General features: G+C 54.8%; 17 protein-coding genes. 4 read left to right on the plus strand and 13 right to left on the minus strand.

The annotated features are described in order from the left end of the window. The first annotated feature begins 2 nt into the window (after positions 1–2). The 3 genes from PBOR_RS35895 to PBOR_RS32995 all read left to right on the plus strand — a co-directional run bounded on the left by PBOR_RS35895 (position 3) and on the right by PBOR_RS32995 (position 2644). The gene (locus tag PBOR_RS35895) at positions 3–1100 is read left to right on the plus strand and encodes a response regulator (protein ID WP_052429751.1); all 1098 of its coding nucleotides are present in this window, start codon (positions 3–5) and stop codon (positions 1098–1100) included. 260 nt (positions 1101–1360) lie between these two features. Continuing rightward, a complete protein-coding gene (locus tag PBOR_RS32990; protein ID WP_042218233.1) occupies positions 1361–2035 on the plus strand; it encodes a hypothetical protein in 675 nt (224 codons plus the stop codon). A gap of 111 nt (positions 2036–2146) precedes the next feature. Next, positions 2147–2644, plus strand: coding sequence for a GNAT family N-acetyltransferase (locus tag PBOR_RS32995; RefSeq protein ID WP_042218234.1), 498 nt, complete (start codon positions 2147–2149; stop codon positions 2642–2644). Between the two features lie 55 nt (positions 2645–2699). Here PBOR_RS32995 and PBOR_RS33000 read toward each other — a convergent pair whose 3' ends face one another. The 7 genes from PBOR_RS33000 to PBOR_RS33030 form a co-directional block, all read right to left on the minus strand. Beyond that, positions 2700–3554, minus strand: a complete 855-nt coding sequence (locus tag PBOR_RS33000; protein ID WP_042218236.1) for a MetQ/NlpA family ABC transporter substrate-binding protein — start codon at positions 3552–3554, stop codon at positions 2700–2702. Positions 3555–3712: 158 nt separating this feature from the next. Further along, positions 3713–4381 carry a methionine ABC transporter permease gene (locus PBOR_RS33005; protein WP_042218237.1) on the minus strand — a complete coding sequence of 223 codons (669 nt, stop codon included), beginning with the start codon at positions 4379–4381 and terminating at the stop codon, positions 3713–3715. After that, positions 4378–5160 (minus strand): methionine ABC transporter ATP-binding protein, encoded by a 783-nt coding sequence (locus tag PBOR_RS33010; protein ID WP_042218239.1) that lies wholly within the window; start codon positions 5158–5160, stop codon positions 4378–4380. The genes PBOR_RS33005 and PBOR_RS33010 overlap by 4 nt, the downstream gene beginning before the upstream one ends. Before the next feature lie 264 nt (positions 5161–5424). Next, positions 5425–5664, minus strand: a complete 240-nt coding sequence (locus tag PBOR_RS33015) for a hypothetical protein (protein ID WP_042218240.1) — start codon at positions 5662–5664, stop codon at positions 5425–5427. Position 5665: 1 nt separating this feature from the next. Further along, complete coding sequence (hydA, locus tag PBOR_RS33020) at positions 5666–7093, minus strand: dihydropyrimidinase (protein WP_042218244.1); 1428 nt, start codon at positions 7091–7093, stop codon at positions 5666–5668. A 1-nt stretch (position 7094) separates the two neighbouring features. Further along, positions 7095–8384, minus strand: coding sequence for an NAD-dependent dihydropyrimidine dehydrogenase subunit PreA (gene preA / locus PBOR_RS33025; RefSeq protein ID WP_042218246.1), 1290 nt, complete (start codon positions 8382–8384; stop codon positions 7095–7097). A 27-nt stretch (positions 8385–8411) separates the two neighbouring features. Further along, positions 8412–9800, minus strand: coding sequence for an NAD(P)-dependent oxidoreductase (locus PBOR_RS33030; RefSeq protein ID WP_042218248.1), 1389 nt, complete (start codon positions 9798–9800; stop codon positions 8412–8414). A gap of 334 nt (positions 9801–10134) precedes the next feature. On the opposite strand from PBOR_RS33030, the gene PBOR_RS33035 reads away from it, so the two are divergent. Then, positions 10135–11823 carry a PucR family transcriptional regulator gene (locus PBOR_RS33035; RefSeq protein ID WP_042218250.1) on the plus strand — a complete coding sequence of 563 codons (1689 nt, stop codon included), beginning with the start codon at positions 10135–10137 and terminating at the stop codon, positions 11821–11823. Here the strand turns inward: PBOR_RS33035 and PBOR_RS33040 are convergent. The 6 genes from PBOR_RS33040 to PBOR_RS33065 all read right to left on the minus strand — a co-directional run bounded on the left by PBOR_RS33040 (position 11789) and on the right by PBOR_RS33065 (position 18526). Further along, the gene (locus tag PBOR_RS33040; RefSeq protein ID WP_042218251.1) at positions 11789–13156 is read right to left on the minus strand and encodes an aspartate aminotransferase family protein; all 1368 of its coding nucleotides are present in this window, start codon (positions 13154–13156) and stop codon (positions 11789–11791) included. The genes PBOR_RS33035 and PBOR_RS33040 overlap by 35 nt on opposite strands. 46 nt (positions 13157–13202) lie before the next feature. Next, entirely contained in the window at positions 13203–14666 is a 1464-nt protein-coding gene (locus PBOR_RS33045; RefSeq protein WP_042218253.1) for a CoA-acylating methylmalonate-semialdehyde dehydrogenase, read from the minus strand. A gap of 94 nt (positions 14667–14760) precedes the next feature. Next, positions 14761–15864: an ABC transporter substrate-binding protein gene (locus PBOR_RS33050; RefSeq protein ID WP_042218254.1), complete on the minus strand. Its 1104-nt coding sequence runs from the start codon at positions 15862–15864 to the stop codon at positions 14761–14763. A gap of 165 nt (positions 15865–16029) precedes the next feature. Then, the gene (locus PBOR_RS33055) at positions 16030–16929 is read right to left on the minus strand and encodes an ABC transporter permease (protein ID WP_052429752.1); all 900 of its coding nucleotides are present in this window, start codon (positions 16927–16929) and stop codon (positions 16030–16032) included. After that, positions 16929–17741 carry an ABC transporter permease gene (locus PBOR_RS33060; protein ID WP_042218256.1) on the minus strand — a complete coding sequence of 271 codons (813 nt, stop codon included), beginning with the start codon at positions 17739–17741 and terminating at the stop codon, positions 16929–16931. Before PBOR_RS33060 ends, PBOR_RS33055 begins: the two co-directional genes overlap by 1 nt. Positions 17742–17743: 2 nt before the next feature. After that, positions 17744–18526, minus strand: coding sequence for an ABC transporter ATP-binding protein (locus PBOR_RS33065; RefSeq protein ID WP_039305637.1), 783 nt, complete (start codon positions 18524–18526; stop codon positions 17744–17746). Positions 18527–18544: the final 18 nt, after the last annotated feature.

Here is an 18544-nt window from a genome sequence, read left to right on the forward strand (position 1 = left end):
TAATGGTTATTGATGATGAATGGCCGGCGCTGGAGCAGATGCGTGAGCTGCTGCTCCAGTGTGAGGGCATTTCCTCTGTTCTTGTATATGATAATCCGCGCGAAGCTTTTACGGCTGCCGTAGAACATAAGCCGGACATTCTATTTCTGGACATTCAGATGCCTGAGCTGTCCGGATTGGCTTTTGCCGAGAAGCTGCTGCCCTTCTCGCCGGATACGGATATCGTATTCGTGACGGCTTACCGGAATTATGCCGTTGAAGCCTTTGAGCTGTCGGCGGTGGATTATCTGCTGAAGCCCGTAGATCCCTCCCGCCTGCTCAAGACTTGGAACAAGCTTCTCTCCAAGCGTATATCGCCCGGTACAACCGGGACAAGAACTACGGCGGAAACATCCTTCCGCCTCCTGGGCGGTTATGAACTGTCCGGTCCGCAGGGGCCGGTGAAATGGAGCACTCATAAAGCGGAGGAGTTATTCGCCTATCTATGGATTCACAGACAGGGCAGCGTAAGCGTAATTCTGAATGATGTGTTTCCGCAATGGAACTATGAGAAGGGCAAGCAATATCTGCACACCACTGTCTATCAGATCCGCAAAACCTTAAAGAAGGCTGCGCTGGAGGACAGTATTGAGCTGACCTTCGACAGGGAGAACTACCGGCTGGAATCCAGGGGAATTGAAGGCGATACCGAGAGGTTCCTCGACGCAGCCACGCTGGCGCTGCAGAACAATCATCTGGAGGAGATGCGTGATGCTGCCGCCCAGTACAAAGGGGACCTGCTGCAATCGCTGGACAGCCTCTGGGTGTATTCCTCCCGCGATAAATACCGCCGGATCTACCTCAAGCTGCTGGAGCAGCTGGCCCTGGAGCTGATACAGTCCGGGCGTCATTATGAAGCTGAAGATTACGCCGTACGCCTGGCCGAGCTGGAGCCGCTGGATGAGAGTTATGCCCTGCAATTGATCTCCATTTATTACGAAATCGGCAAGCCCCTGAGGGCACAGCGCAAGTTCACCCAATTCAGAGACTCCTACAAAGCTGAGATGGGTGATGAACTGCCGGAATGGTTCCTGGAAGTGTACCTGAGTCTGGGTAAATAGGGGCTGAAGCCTGGCCTGCGGTTCCGCTATCTGCTACCACTGCGGGAAATCCGCTGATATAAAGCACACTAAAAAGCAGCTCCGGATTCCTGTCCGGGCTGCTTTTTAGCGCAAATATGTATATTTTGTGCAAATTATTTCGCTATTTTATGTCAAAGTTCGACGTTTATCAGTGTTTTATCAGTGACAATTGTTACCATTGTTCTTACACAGGTTGATTCAGGCACAGGATGCATGATTAGAGCTATGGAGGTTGTATAATGAACAAATGGCCCGGATTCAAAAAGGTTGTCAAAACCACCCGATTATTGCCGCTTATGATGTCGATGATTCGTGAAGTTACTGTAGATAATACGCCTCCTGCGATGTCCGTAGAGGTTACCACTGATAAAAGCTCCTATCTGCCCGGCGAGGAAGTAACCGTACTGGTTCTTTTGCGTGATTTCGCCCCCAATGACCAAGGATACAGTTACTTCAACTTTATTGTGCAGTATGATAGTCAGGTATTTGACAACGCCGAATACACGCAGCATTCTGTCTATACTGACGCAAGCTATACACCCGGCGATGAAGTGAGCAATATCTTTCAGTTTAATTTCCAGAATCCGGTTGACGGAAGCATCTATCTCGGAATGAACACCACCATGCGCGGAATCGATATTCAGGTCGAAGCGGCCAGTAAACTAAGCTGCATTCCGGCTGTAGACCAGACGCTTGTAACTTTCAAGCTGCGGGTCAGAGAACAGACACTAGCGTCCTCCTCGACCATCGGCCTTGCTAATGAATTCACCAGAATCAGAACTTCTGAAGCAGGCAACAGCTATTATCTATACTCGCCCGATGTCACTGAAATCACTCCCGCCCCTGTTGAAATTACCCGATCCCCGTCTGTATCTGTCTTCTCATCCTTAGAGTCAACCAACCGTCTGGCGTAGCAGAGGCCCCTTAAGATATCCATATCCGCTTCCAAGCACCTTACAAATTGGCAGCCGCCTATACTTCCTGTAGTATAACTGTATACATACTCAGGAAGCAGGTGGCTTATAATGCTGCATTCAGAAATTATAAATTTACGGGCAACGACCCTGGAAGATCTCGATTTTGTCCTGGATGCCGAAGGGGCAGAGCTAAACCGCCGGTTCATCGGCCAGTGGAGCAGGGAACAGCACACAGCAGCTTTGGATAACGGGGACATTATGCATCTGATTGTTCAAGACTCCGCCGGGGAACGGGCAGGGTACGTGATTCTCACGGGGATTCAGGACCGTAACCTCACGGTCTGTATCAAGCGGATTGTCATTCAGACCAAGGGCTGCGGCTATGGAAAAATGACGCTGAAGCTGCTGAGCAGCTGGGCCTTCACCCATACGGACACTCACCGGCTGTGGCTGGACGTCAAAGATCATAATGCCAGAGCACAGCATGTGTATGAGGGGGCCGGCTTCAAACTGGAAGGCACCCTGCGCGAGTGTGTACGGACTGAGGAAGGATTCGAATCGCTGCAGGTCATGTCTATGCTGCGGCATGAATACATATACGAATAGTTACAGCAAAACAGCCGGTCAGCCCACGTTCAGGAGCGATCCGGCTGTCTTTATTTTAGAATGCCGGAACTACCGCCACTCCATATTTGTCTTCAATAAACTTCTTGACGTCGGGACTGGTGAGTGCCGCATCCAGCTTCTTAATCTCGTCCCTGTTCTCATCCCCGCTGCGCACCACGATAATATTGGCATAAGGTGAATTGGCATCCTCACGGAACAGCGCCGACTCAGGATCTATCCCCGATTCAAGCACGATATTCGTGTTGATGACCGCACCATCCAGATCAGGAAGGGCCCGCGGCAGTGTAGCGGCGTCGGCTTCTACGAATTCGAAGTTATGCGGATTGTCAGCGATATCCTTCGGCGTGGCCTCATACGTGGTCAATCCGTCCTTCAGTTTAATCAATCCCTGCTGCTGCAGCAGGACAAGTGCCCGGTATTCATTAGAAGGGTTGTTCGGAATCCCGATCTTGGCCCCGTCCTTGAGCTCCTCCTTCGACTTCAGCTTCCCGGAGTAGAATCCAATCGGCTCCACATGCACCTTGGCAGTCACGGCAAAGTCGTAGCCCTTCTCTTCCTTAATCGAATCAAGATAAGGCACATGCTGAAAATAGTTCGCATCAATCTGCTTCTCCTGCAGTGCCGGATTCAGCTGGCCTTCATCGTCAAGTGTAACGATCTCCAGATTGATTCCCTCTTCCTTCAGCGCTGGTTTGATAAACTCCAGAATTTCGGCATGCGGAACGGCTGCCGCCCCCACCTTGAGTGTAATCTCTTTGCCTGCCTTGCCGTCCGAAGAACCCTCTGCCGCTGCTGCCCCGTCATTCCCCTTGTCAGAACCGCAGCCTGCGAGCACCCCCGCCAGAACAATCGCCAATGCGACCAGTACGCTGCTTGCTTGTTTCTTCACCCTAATCCCGCCTCTCGAACATATATATTTACAATCATTACTGCCTTAATAACAGCTATATTTCGTTGTTATACGAATGGATGCGATTTGAAAGTATAGCATGAACCTGAGATTCTTCCACTGAATGAAGCCATCGTTCATAACTGCGGCACTTGGACTTATCCGCTTTTACAGCGTTTCCTGTCGATAGACCCGGCAATATAATCACCGCTCCATTGCAGGACCTGGACGATTAGAATGATCAGCAGCACAGTCCCCAGAAGAACGTCCGTGCGGAAACGCTGGTATCCGAAACGGATCGCCAGGCTGCCCAGCCCTCCGGCACCTATGGCCCCGGCAACTGCCGTAAATTCCGTGATAGAGATTACAGCAATCGTAACCCCGCGTACCAGTGCAGGCAGCGCCTCGGGAACAATGACTTGTGTAATAATCGTTAAGGGATGGGCACCTACCGATTTGGCTGCTTCAATCTTTCCCGGCTCCACTTCCCGCAGCGCACTCTCGATAATTCTCCCCAGGAACGGAGCCGCCCCGATGGATAAGGATACAATCGCCGCTGTCGGGCCGAGCGAGGTTCCGACAATCAGCCGGGCCAGAGGCAGCAGCAGCACAATAAGAATAATAAACGGAATGGAGCGTATCCCGTTAATTGCCGTGCTGATCACCCTGTTCAGCCGGGGAACGGGAAGTACTCCCCCTTTCTCCGTGACCACCAGCGTTATACCCAGCAGCGCCCCCAGAATAAGGGCAAATACAGAAGACCAGGCCACCATATACAGCGTCTGCAGCAGGCCGCCCCACAGAAGCTCTACCATATCCTCTTTCATCGTAGAATGACCGCCTTTTCTGCTCCATTGGCATCCTTGTAGTAGTTGAATATATTCACAAACTGCTTAGCCGTCTCGCTCTCCGGACGGTAGAACAGCTGCTCAACCGGTCCGTTCTCCACGATCCGCCCGCCCTCGATAACAGCGGCATTGACACAGATATGGCGCAATACATCCATTTCATGCGTGATCAGCACGATGGTCAGATTCAGCTTCCGGTTGATCTCCTGCAGCAGCTCAAGGATCGAATACGTCGTCTGCGGATCAAGTGCCGAGGTGGCCTCATCGGAGAGGAGCACATCAGGCTGAGCGGCCAGCGCCCGGGCGATCCCCACCCGCTGCTTCTGGCCGCCGCTCAGCTGCGACGGGTATACATTAAGCTTATCGCTTAACCCGACGAGCTCCAGAATGTCATGCACGCGCTCACGGGTCTCCTGCTTGGAAAATCCTGCGACTCTAAGCGGAAAAGCGACATTTCCGTATACTGTCTTGGCCTCCAGCAGATTGAACTGCTGAAAGATCATCCCGATCCGGCGGCGGGCGAGCCGCAGCTCCTTGCCCTTAAGCTCTGTTATGTTCGTGCCCGCTACCTCCACGCTCCCGGAATCCGGCTGCTCCAGACGGTTGAGACAGCGGATCAGGGTAGACTTGCCGGCGCCGCTTGCACCGATAATTCCGAAGATCTCACCTTTCTTAATGCTCAGATTAATATCCTGCAGAGCGGATACCTTGCCGTCCCGGGTAGCGTAGCTCTTGTTCAACTCTTTAACAACAATCATCCTGCCCCCTCCTCCCCTCATAACTCCGCCTGATAAGCTGCCCTCATATTCCTGCCCCGTTTAGCCATCAAAAAAGACCAAGCCAACGCCACTTCGGGCGGTCAGGCTTGATCTCCAGTCTGCTGGTCAATCAATTATTAATATTCCGATTAAATCCATGGGATTAATATAGACCAACCGTAAAAAACTGTCAATCCTAATCTTCGTACCTAATATATAAAAAGCCGCGATCCTAAGATCGCAGCCCCTATCCGTGATGCTGATTTACGTATGGGTTCCAATCGGAGACGCCGGCTTACTGCCGCCAAAAATCAGCGTCGTCACATGCTTGCGCGCGTCCGCCGTGAGCAGAAGCAGTTCTACCGGTTCTCCGGCCGGCTCACTAGGGATAAACCTAACCCTGGCGCCGTCCAGATCCTCGAAGATGCCGGTAACGGTATATCCCTGCAGCAGGAGGCTGTCGATCGCCTGCCGCTCTTGGTCGAACTCGTCGAATGCCGACATCTCAGATCACTCCCCCGCTGATTTCCGCTTTGGCCGGACGGGGCGCTTCCGCCTCGAAACGCTTGCGGTGCAAATATTGGCCCGCACCAGCTGTGCCGACGAACGCCTTGTCGCGGATAACGAATTCGCCGCGGCTAAGGACAGACACCGGCTCCCCCTTAACCTGCATCCCTTCAAAGGCATTATAATCCACGTTCATATGATGAGTCTCAGCGGAGAGCGTTCTTTCGACCGTAGGATCGAAGATGACAATATCTGCGTCACTGCCTACAGCAATTGTACCTTTCTGAGGGAACAGGCCGAACAGCTTGGCGCTGGAGGTGGAGATGATATCCACGAACTTATTCAGCGAGATGCGTCCCTTCTGCACACCCTCGGAGTAGAGGACGCTGAACCGGTCTTCGATGGTTGGTCCCCCGTTCGGGATCTTCGAGAAGTCACCAAGCCCGAGATCCTTCTGTCCCTTGAAGTTAAACGAGCATTGGTCAGAGCCGATGGTCTGCAGCGTTCCGCTCCAGAGGGCATCCCACAGCACATCCTGGTTCCACTGTTCGCGCAGCGGAGGAGACCAGACATACTTCGCACCCTCGAAATCCGGCTTCTCAAGCGCTGACTGGTCCAGCACCAGATACTGCGGGCAGGTCTCGCCGTAGACGCGCAGCCCTTTTTTGCGTGCTTCAGCGATCTTCCAGGCAGCTTCGGCGCAGGTGACATGCACCACATAGAGCTGCGAATCCGTCAGCTCGGTCAAATACGCCGCCCGGCCGGTAGCTTCGCCTTCCAGCTCGGGAGGCCGGGTCAGCGCATGATAGATCGGATCGGTATTGCCGGCGGCCAGCGCCTGATCCACCAGATACTCAATCACATCGCCGTTCTCGGCATGCACCATTACAAGTGCACCTTCGCGCTTCGCGGCCTGCAGCGTCTTGTACAGCACACCGTCATCAGCCTGGAAGGTGTTCTTGTAGGCCATGAATACCTTCAGCGAGGTGATGCCTTCCCTCTCAATAATCTGCGGCAGCTCACCAAGCACCTTGTCATTCAGCTCCGACACCATGAGGTGGAAGCTGTAGTCAATGACCGCTTTATCCTGCGATTTGTTATGCCAGGTGTCGACGGCCTGCTGCAGCGGCTGGCCCTTGGTGGTCAGGCAGAAGTCGATAACCGTTGTGGTTCCGCCATAGGCGGCGGCAATCGTGCCGGTCTCGAAGTCGTCAGCAGTGACGGTACCGCCAAAAGGCATATCCAGATGTGTATGCGGGTCAATCCCCCCAGGAAATACGTAACAGCCGGAAGCATCGACAATCTCTGCTCCCGGCGATTCAAGATTCAGGCCAATCCCGGTAATTACGCCTTCCTCAATCAGTACATCTCCTGTATAAGTATCCGCTGCTGTGACGATAATGCCGTTCTTGATGATCTTCTTCATCTTAACCCACCTCCGCTTCCGAATAAGAACCGTTTAAGCCGCTAATGACCTGATTGCGCTGATTCCAGGTCATCGGCGCCACACCGCTATCCAGTGCAACCATATCAATCGCACCGTCTGCCGGGCAGACAATGGAACATAAATTACAGCCTACGCAGTCTTCCTCACGCACCTGCAGAATCGCCTTACCCTCAGCATTCGTCAGCATATCGATACATTGATGCGAGGCGTCTTCACAGGCAATATGGCATTTATTGCAGTTGATGCAGTTATCCTCGTTAATCCGGGCAACCACTTTATAGTTAAGGTCGAGATCGCCCCAGTTGGAATACTTGGGCACCGATTTGCCGACCAGTTCCATCACTGAAGCCAGGCCCTTCTCATCCAGGTAATTATTCAGACCGTCAATCATCTCCTCCACGATCCGGAAGCCGTGATGCATAACCGCCGTACAGACCTGAATCCCGGTGGAGCCCATCAGCATGAACTCTACGACATCCTGCCAGGTGGAGATGCCTCCGATTCCGGAAATCGGAACACCGACTGCGCGGTCACGCGCACACTCCGCCACCATGCTGAGGGCAATCGGCTTCACCGCCGGGCCGCAGTAGCCGCCGTGCGCCCCCTGGCCGCCGACATTCGGAATCGTGTTCCAGCTGTGGATATCGACTCCGGCAAGGCTGTTGATCGTATTGATCAGGCTGATCGCATCCGCTCCGCCCTTGACGGCATGCCGGGCAACGACCGTGATGTCGGTGATATTCGGTGTCATCTTCACAATAACAGGCGTTGTCGCCACTTCCTTGACCCAGGCGGTCTGCGCCTGCACCAGATCAGGCTGCTGGCCGGAAGCTGCGCCCATTCCCCGCTCGGCCATACCGTGCGGACAGCCGAAGTTAAGCTCAAGGCCGTCTACACCGACCGCTTCGACGCGCTTGACAATTTCATGCCACTTTTCCTGCTTGGGCTCTACCATCAGGGAGGCGATAATCGTGTTGTTGGGGAATCTTTTCTTCGTCTCATAGATTTCCTTGAGGTTGACCTCCAGCGGACGGTCGGTAATGAGCTCGATATTATTGAAGCCCGCTACACGCTGCCCGCCAAAATGAACGGCGGCAAACCGCGAGGAGGTGTTAATGACCGGCTCGCCCAGCGTTTTCCACACCGCGCCTCCCCAGCCCGCTTCGAATGCACGCTGCACCTGATAGCCTGTATTGGTAGGCGGTGCCGAGGCCAGCCAGAACGGATTCGGTGACTTGATTCCTGCAAAATCAATACTGAGATCTGCCATAGTAAATCCCTCCCTGTCATATGAAATCTATACCGCAGAGCCAACCACACTATCCTGATGGCCCGACATTTGCTTCACAATCGCATAGGCGGCATCCTTGCCCTGCTGGGCGGCGGAGACGACCATCGCTTCACCTGCACCGGATCCGAAGACGATATCACCCGCGGCATAAATCTGCGGATCAGAGGTGCGGCCGGTCTTCCCGTCGATCTTCACTACACCCCGGTCATGCTCCAGGCCCAGCGCCTCAATCAGGTCAATCCGCCGCTTCTGCCCGATAGCCACGACCACCGCGTCCACGGGCAGGATGAATTCGGATCCCTCCACTGGCATTGGCGCGAGGCGGCCGTCCGGGCCGGCTTCGCCCGTCAGCTTCATCTGCACACATTCCAGCCCGGTCACATTGCCGAGCTCGTCCCCGACAATCCGCTTCGGCAGGGTCAGCCAGTTGAACTCCACACCTTCCTGCTTGGCGAATTCATATTCGAAGTCATACGCCGTCATCTCCGTGCGGGTCCGGCGGTAGACCATCTTCACATTCGCTGCGCCAAGCCGCACGGAGCAGGTGGCCGCATCGATAGCCGTGTTGCCTGCACCGATGACAGCAACGCGCTGGCCCATCAGCTCCAGGGTAGGGATGCCTGTCTTCGTAGTTTCTACCAGCTCTATCGCATCGTAGACACCGGACAGCTTCTCGCCTTCAATGCCCAGCGGAGGAACGTACCCCATGCCTGCAGCCAGCACAATGGCATCATATCCGGCCTTCAGCTCTTCTACAGAGATATCCACTCCTACCTTCATTCCGGTGCGGATTTCTACGCCAAGCTTCTCTACCTGCTCTACTTCCCACAGGGAGATGGACTGCGGCAGCCGGAACGAGACAATCCCGTGGGTATCCAGGCCCCCTGCCAGCTGCTTCGCTTCATAAATCACGACCTGGAAGCCCGCGCGTGCCAGCTCCCTGGCTGCGGACAGCCCTGCCGGACCGCCGCCGATCACGGCGGCTTTTTTGCCGTTTGGACTGCCAGCCTTGAATAACTGGACCCCGCTGCTGATAGCCCAGTCGGTGGCATAACGCTGCAGCAGGCCAATCTGAATCGGCGCCGAAGCATCATTCAGGACACAGGCGCCTTCGCACAGCTCCTCAGTCGGACATACCCGGGCGCAGCTGGCGCCTACCGGATTGGAATCCATAATGGTCTGCGCCGAGCCCTTCAGGTTATCGGTAGCGATTCTTTTGATGAAGGAAGGGATATTAATGCTGGTCGGACAGGCCTTAATACATGGCGCATCATAACAATACAGACAGCGGTTGGATTCCTCGATTGCACCTTTGCGGGTAAGTCCCGGCTCAGCCTCGGCAAAATTGCGCATGAACATATCAGGTGTGAATGTTAACGGTGAAGCATGCTCCATCGGTGATCCCTCCTTCTGTATGATAGCTTCCGCTTTCGAATCAGGTTTGTGTTATATAATATAACATTATTACGATGATTGCCTTAATATTTTACTTACTTATAAGGATTATTGTAGTAAAATGAACTCTAAGCCAACATCAACACTGATCCGTCTTCAATATTAAGTCATATTTCCTGACATTCTATATTCAAACTATAGTCAATTCATTTTTTCGTTACATTAGACACATTGTCTAATTTCAAAAGTCTATTTTTTACCTGTGAGAATGAATTGAGAATGGGGAAGCCGCAAAACGGGCTGCTAAGGCATACGTTCAACGAGGGGGAAGCTTATGGATTGGGAACTTGTATTTACGATCCGCGACGCGCTGAAGAGACCGCTGTTTGCGGAAGCTGAACTGATTGGAGGAAGAAACGGCCTGAACCGGGCGGTCCGCTGGGTACATGTGCTGGAGAGCCCAAGCTTCGACAGCCTGATTCACGGAGAAGAGATGATTCTGACCACGGGGATGAGCGCAAGCAGTGATTTAGCCGCTTCATTATCTTTTATGCAGAATTTGATCGATAAGAACGCCGCCTGTTTATGCATTGAGCTGGGTGCTTATTTCAGCTCGATTCCGCAGGAAATGATTGATCTGGCGGGCCATCATGACTTCCCGCTGATACAGTTCACCCGCACTGTGCGTTTCGTCGATATCACACTCGATCTGCATTCCCTCATCATCAACCGCCATCACCGCATGCTGCAGGAGCTGGAGAGCATCTCCCGAGAATTCCACCGTCTGACGCTGACTTCCCAGGGGACCCTTAAAGTACTGCAATTATTATGCAAAAGCACCCGCACACAGATTGTCTATATGCAGATTCAGGGTAAACCCCTGTTCTTCCCGGCTCTGCCGCCCGAGGAGCAACAGCCGCTGCTGAATTTCTTCGAGGCCTTCAGCGAAGAGATGGAGGGCGTCCAACCGGACGCCGCGCCGCATATCCGGGAATACGGCCATAAGACCATTGCCCTGAAACCAGTCGGAGCCTTGGACCAGACCTGGGCTTACATCCTGATGGTCTGCAATCATAAGCCGCAGGAATTCGACTGCCTGCTGCTGGACTCCGCCTCCCTGTCGATCGCGCAGGAGCTGCTGCGCACGCGGTATATGGAGGAACGCAAGCTTTTCTCCGAGAACCTGTGGGTGGATGAGCTCGTGGGCGGCCGCGGCCAGGATGATAACCGGATCAAAGGTCTGGTGGGCCCTGATTTCAACGTGGTTAACGAGCTGCCGTACCGCGTATGCCTGATCGAGATTGAGAACCCCCGCGATGTCAAATGGAACAGCTCGGAGAATGATTGGGAATCGATCACCTTCCACCTCTCCCTCATTCTGCGTTCGATCTTCGAGAAGTACTCCCTCCGTCCGCTGATTACACTCAAGAACAACCGGCTGACCGTCATCGCGCTGGATATCCAGTCCAAGCTGCCCGGCAAGCTGCGCCTGCAGCAGGCGCTCGATGCCCTGCAGCATATCCGCTCCGACGAGAAATTGAAGGACCTGCAGCTCGTTACCGGAGTCAGCAAGTCCCACAGAGGTCTGAAACATGCCCATGCCGGCTACCAGGAAGCCGTACAAGCGCTGTCTCTCTATTCTTGTTACCAGAAACCAGTCCTCTTCTATGAAGAGCTCGGCGTCTTCCAGCTGCTGCTGAACCTGAACGACGGCAAGACGCTGGAGAATTTCATCCGCAGCTATCTCGGCCCGCTGATTGACCACGATGAAGCCAAGGGCAGTGAGCTGATGCTGACGCTGCGCGTCTATCTCGACCACGACGGCTCGAAGCAGATTGCCGCCAGGAATCTGTTCATTGTACGGCAGTCACTCTACTACCGGCTGGACAAAATCACCGAGCTGCTCGGCGAGGACTTCATGCAGCCGGAGAACCGGATCTCAATCCAGGTGGCTCTGCGGGCCTACCAGTTCCTATACCCGGAGAAGTTCAGTCTGCCCAGCTCCCGTTCAGCACAGCTTTGAAGGTGTCGATGATGAACTGAATGTCCTCATCAGTAGAGGATAGAGGCGGAGCGAACGTGAGAACGTTGTTGAAGCCCGCTACTGTATCCCCGTTCTTGCCGATGATCAGCCCCTTGGATTTGCATTCAGCGATAATCCCCTTGACCACACTGAGGTCAGCAGGCTGTTTGCTGGCTTTATCCGCTACCAGCTCAATGCCTATCACCAGCCCGAAGCTGCGGATGTCGCCTACCAGCTTGTGATCCTGGAGACCAGCGAATTCACCGGCCAGCCTTTGGCCCAGAACGGCGGCGCGCTCCACCAGATTCTCCTGCTCCAGAATCTCCAGGTTGCGCAGCGCGAGCGCACAGGCGGCCGGATTGCCGCCGAAGGTATTCACATGACGGAAGTGGCCGTAGTCATCGCTGTTATCCTTGAAGGCTTCATAGATCTCCTTGCGCACCGCCGTGGCCGACAAAGGCAGATAGGCACTCGTCAGCCCCTTGGCCATCGTGACAATATCCGGCTTGATTCCGAAGTTGTGGTGGCCGAACTTACGGCCCGACCGTCCGAAGCCGCAGATCACTTCATCGATGATCAGCAGCACGCCGTGGGCGTTGCAAATCTCCTGCACCCGGTCCAGGTAGACCTGATGCGGCACAATGACGCCGCCGCCGGTAATGACCGGCTCCATAATCACAGCCGCAACTGACTCTACGCCCTCCCAGATAATCATATCCTCAATAGCCTGCGCACTTTGGAGATTAAACGCTTCTTCCGTCATGCCATCAGGACGGCGGTAGCTGTCAGGCGGAGCCACATGCAGGAATCCGCCGCCCAGCGGTTCATATTTGTATTTGCGCTGCGCCTGGCCGGTCGCTGACAGGGAGCCCATCGAGCTTCCGTGATATCCGCGGTAGCGGGCAATGAATTTATGGCGGTAAGGCTGGCCGGTCTGCTGCTGGTACTGGCGGGCGATTTTGAAGGCAGCTTCATTAGCTTCCGAGCCGCTGTTGGAGAAGAAGATGACATAATCGTCCTCCAGCCATTCGTTCAGCTTCTCCGCCAGTGCAATCGCCGGCATATGACTCTGTGTCAACGGGAAATAAGGCAGGGTCAGCAGCTGATTGTACGCCGCTTCCGCCAGCTCCTTGCGCCCGTATCCGACATTCACACACCATAGCCCGGACATCCCGTCCAGAAATTTGTTGCCATCGATATCTGTAACCCATGAACCGCTTGCGGATGCGGCTATCATTGGCGGGTTCTTCTCACTGTAGGGTGTAATATTATGCCATAAATACTGCTGATCCTTCTTGACCGCCAGTTCACTTTCTTTGCCCAGGCTCTGCACGGCACTCTCTCCTCTCGGAATCCCATTTGATATTTGAATGAATCATCTAATAACGCGCGGTGACCATTTTCTTGCGGGTGTAGAATTCAACACCGTCACGGCCATTGGCATGCAGATCGCCATAGAAGGACTTCTTGTAGCCCGAGAACGGGAAGAACGCCATCGGGGCAGGCACGCCCAGATTAACTCCCAGCATCCCGGCATCAATCTCTTCGCGGAATTCGCGGATCGCCTTGGCGCTGTCGGTATAGATACAGGCACCATTGGCAAAAGGCGACTCATTCGTGACGGCTATCGCCTCCGCCAGATCCTTAACCCGCACTACAGACAGCAGGGGCGCGAAGATTTCATCACGCCAGATCGTCATGCCTGTCTGCACATGGTCAAAGATCGTCGGGCCGAGGAAATAGCCGCCGCCTGCTGCCGCAGCGTCCTTCCTGCCGTCCCGCACCAGTTCAGCCTTCTCGGCAAGCCCTGTCTCGATGTAGGCAATCGTCCGGTCCTTGTTCGACTGCCGAATCACCGGCCCCAGGAACACGCCATCCTCCTTGCCGTCCCCGATCTTCAGCCCGTCAGCTGCCGCAGTCAGCCGGCTCACCAGCTCATCGGCAACCGTCTCATGCACCACGACTACGGAGCAGGCCATACAGCGCTCACCCGCCGAGCCGAAGGCGGCGGAAATGATATTCTTCACCGCGTTGTCTAGATCCGCATCAGGCAGCACGATCGAATGGTTCTTGGCTCCGGCCAGCGCCTGGACCCGCTTGCCATGCGCCGTGCCCTGCTTATATACATATTCCGCCACCGGCTGCGAGCCGACGAAGGAAATCGCCTTCACTTCTTCATGTTCCAGCAGACCGTTCACCACCTCATGTGCTCCGTGCACGACATTCAGCACACCCGGAGGGAAGCCCGCCTCTGCGAACAGCTCCGCCAGCCGGCCTACCAGGAGCGGTGTCCGCTCGGAGGGCTTCAGCACAAAGGTATTGCCGCAGGCAATCGCCAGCGGAAACATCCAGCAGGGCACCATCATCGGGAAGTTGAATGGGGCAATGCCGCCGATCACCCCCAGCGGGTAGCGGTACATCCCGGACTCAACACCTGTAGCGATGTCCGGCAGCTGACTGCCCATCATGAGTGTGGGAATGCCGGCGGCAAATTCCACACATTCGATGCCGCGCTGCACCTCGCCCAGCGCTTCCTCCAGGCTTTTGCCGTTCTCCAGCGTGATCAGCTCCGCCAGCTCATCCCAGTGCTGCACCAGCAGCTGCTGGTACTGGAAGAAATAGCGCGCCCGGCGCGGTACGGCTACTCTTTTCCAGGACTGATATGCTCCAGACGCCGCCTGGACCGCAGCATCCAATTCTTCGCGGCTGGAGATCGGCACATAAGCAATCACCTCACCCGTAGCCGGATTGAACACTTCCTCTTCCTGCCCGGATGAGGATTCTACCCAAGCGCCATTCACATAGTTCTTCACTTTACCGGCCTGCCCCACGAGCAGAGACATAGTCTGCACCTCTTTCCATATTCTGGGCTGTTAATTATAATAGATGACCGCCGTGCCCGGGCGGCCATCTATTATAGATATGAAAGAATTTTCGTTATTTTGCCGCCATCTCGACAATTTCGTTCGTATAGGCTGCATTCACATCAGATGCCGTCTTGATAACACCGAACTTGAGCGCAATATCAGCTGTCTGCTGGAATGCCGCTGCATCCGTATAACCCAGCTTGGAAGCATCGAAGCCCTCCGGCTGAATCAGCTTGGCAACTTCAGTCATCATCGTCAGCTGATGTTCGCGGGTTGTGCTGCCTTCTTCCGCAAGCTTCATTACGCTGTCTACTGCCGCTTCAGGATCGGCAATGGCATCAGCCCAGCCTTTCAGGGAAGCACGGACGAACTTGGCCGCCGTTTCTTTATTGGCTTCCAGCCATTCCTTGTTGGCAAACAGGTTGTCTTCGAGCATCGCCACACCTTCATCGTTCATGTCAATCACGTTCAGATCCTCTGCCTTGATACCCGATTCCAGCACCACCTGATATTCATTGTAGGTCATAGCCGATGCCGCATCGATCTCACCGCCGAGGAATTGGTCCATGGTGAAGCCCTGCTTGGTGAAGTTCAGATCCTTATTAGAATTCAGTTTGTATTTATCAAATAGTGCCAGAATTTCGAACTCGTTACCGCCCATCCAGTTGCCAACCTTCTTGCCCTTCAGGTCTGCCGGTGTACTGATTCCCGCATCCTTCTTGGATACCAGCACCAGGCCGCTCTTCTGGAAGATCTGGGCGATCTGCACCAGCGGCATTTCCTGCTCCTGGCTGGTCAGCAGACTCGCTACCCAGTCCACGCCGATGTCAGCGGAACCGCCGGCCACCTGCTGCTCAGGTACGATATCCGGCCCGCCGGGCAGAATCTCAACATTCAGCCCCTCCTCGGCATAATACCCTTTGTCCTGGGCCAGGAAGTATCCGGCGAACTGTGCCTGAGGCACCCACTTAAGCTGTAATTTCACTGTAACCGGATCAGCCGCCGGCGCTGTAGTTGCCGCCGCTTCCGGTGAAGCCGCAGCCGCATTGCCCGCTGTCGCCTCTGCCGCCGGAGCATTATTGTTGTTGCCGCCGCAGCCCGCCAGTAAAGAGATCACCATAATGACCGCCGCCATCATTAACCCGCCACGAAATTTTCTTTTTTTACCCTTCATCTTAGCAACTCCCCCTACCAAATTGAGTTTTGTAATCCGGCCAAACACAGCATGGTTGCCATCGTGGTGCTCTATGCATACGGTCATGCGTTGACAGCTTCTCTATATCCCGTCAGCGCAGAAGCCGGATGTAACAGGTGCAGGGTGTTACGGTTGTTGCAAGTGTTACGCACGCTGGGAGGGATGCCACTTGATGAATGCCTTCTCCAGCCGTTCCACGACCAGGTAAAAGATGACGCCGGCAATGGCTGCCAGCACTATACAGGACCAGCCCAGCGGCATTTTGGCCACCTTGATGGAGTTGGAGAGCAGATAACCAAGCCCCCGCGAGGAGAAGAAGAACTCCCCGACAATAGCCCCGATCATACTCGCCGTAGCATTGATCTTCAGTGCGGTGAATACATACGGCAAGCTGTTCTGAATCCGCAGATAGCGGAATACTGCCGGTTTGCCTGCCGCATAGGAATGCATCAGATCCAGCGCCAGCGGATCAACAGCCGCCATGCCCTTGTAGGCATTGATGGCCATGGCCGCCATCGTGGTCGCGGTAACAATAGCAGCCCGCGAGCCGATGCCGTCACCGAACCACAGGTTCATAATCGGAGCAAGCGCCACGATCGGCACCGCGTTCAGTGCAGCCACCATGGTCAGGCTTCCTCCGCCCCAGCGTGGCCAGGCCGTTGCGGCCAGAGCAATAAGGAAGCCGCAGGCTGAACCGATCAGCATGCCAAGGACAGCTTCAGTGAGGGTATATCCGGTATAAGAGAGCAGCAGGCTGAAGTTGTCCCGCATAGCTTCCGCTATTGCTGAGGGCAGCGGCAGCTGATATTTCTTCAGATCGAAGATTCTGTGAAATACTTGATATTCCCATAACAGCAGGAACAGCACCCCGGCAAAGAGGGGGAGAATGATTCCGGGATTCAGCCAGCGCAAGGGGCGGCGCGGACTCTCCGGCCTCCCCGGATCTGACGAAATACGGTTGTTAGCTGCCGGGATAGGAGCTGAATCCGCCTCTTTGCCGGCAGAAGCAATAAACGTTGCGTCTCGGACAGGACTGCTCTCCATCAGCGGCTCCCTCCTTTGGGACGGAATTCCGGCTGCCACGGCGCCACCAGACGTTCGGCCAGGCTCATCAGCCAATAGCTTGCCATGCCGAGCAGGGCTCCGACCAGCACGGTGGACCAGAACATATACGTATGAGAAGGGCCATAGTAGAGATTGCGAAGCATAATTACACCGATACCGTGCTGCGCACCCATCAGCTCAACGAGAATAGCACCCGTTACAGCCAGCGGTGCAGCAATCTTCAGGCCGCTGAACAGACCCGGCAGCGCTGCGGGGAAACGCAGCTTCCAGTATACAGCCCAAGGCTTCACGGCATAGGAATGCATCAGCTCCAGTGCGGATAGATCGACACTGCGCAGTCCGCGCAGCATATTAAGTGCCACCGGAAAAAAGGTAATGTACCCGGATATGATAATCCGCGACACCTGCTCGTCGCGTACAATGCCATAGATAATCGGCGCCAGCCCAAGGATGGGAATCATCTGCGAAGCGATGGCATAGGGGAAGGCAAGCTGTTCTATTGTCTTCGACAGGCTCATCAGCACTGCCAGAATGACCCCAGCCAGCGCTCCGATCAGAAATCCGACACCGGCGTTGCCGAAGGTGGCCCCTCCCTCTTTCAGGAGCGTCCCGCTATACTTCCAGAGGGTTGAGGCCACTTCATGGACATAGGGCAGCTTGGACTGGGCCAGCGGCGTCTTCGCTACATTAAGCAGCCACCATGAGACAGCCTCCCAGATTACCAGCAAACCAAAGATCCAGACGAACAGCGGCAGCACGCGCTCCCGCATAAACGCACTGTTCTGCTTCATGCCTACACCCCTTCGAAGCTGTCGCGGATGCGGGCGATCAGTTCAAAAAACTCCGGACTGTTTCTCATCTCCGCCGTACGCGGGCGCGGGAGCGGAATATCAACAATCGCCGACAATCTTCCGGGATGCGGAGATAGCACGAACACTCTGTCCGACAGGAAAATGGATTCCGGGATGCTGTGAGTGACGAATACGATCGTGCTCTGGACTTTGCTCCAGACGGAGAGAAGCTCTTCGTTCAGGCGTTCACGGGTAAATTCGTCCAGCGCAGAGAAGGGTTCATCCATGAGCAGAATTTCCGGCTCCATCGAGAGCGCTCTGGCGATGGCTACACGCTGCTGCATTCCTCCGCTCAGCTGCCAGGGGTACTTATCTGCGAAACCCTGCAGCCCTACGAGATCCAGCAGCTCCAGTGCTTTATCCTCACGGACCGATTTCTTAACGCCCATCAGCTCCAGCGGCAGCGTAATATTATGTTTGACCTTCCGCCAGTCGTACAGCACGGGACTCTGAAAGACAATCCCATACTTCTGCGCCAGCCGCGCTTCCTTTGCCGTCTTTCCGGCCACCATAATATTACCGGCAGTTGGTGTTATAAGATCTGCCATCAGTCTCAAGAGTGTAGTTTTACCGCATCCGGAGGGCCCCAGCAGGGACACGAACTCTCCTTTGGCAATATCAAGGCTTACCTGATGCAGCGCAAGCACGTCAGCCGTTTCCGTCTTATAACGCATCTCGACGCTCTCCAGCTGTATTTCAGGAATTTTTGTCGCTACTAATGACATTTCCAGCTCCCCCTTCAT

Origin of the sequence: Paenibacillus borealis, assembly GCF_000758665.1 — a bacterium.
In the GTDB taxonomy this organism is placed as follows: Bacteria; Bacillota; Bacilli; order Paenibacillales; family Paenibacillaceae; genus Paenibacillus_AQ; species Paenibacillus_AQ borealis.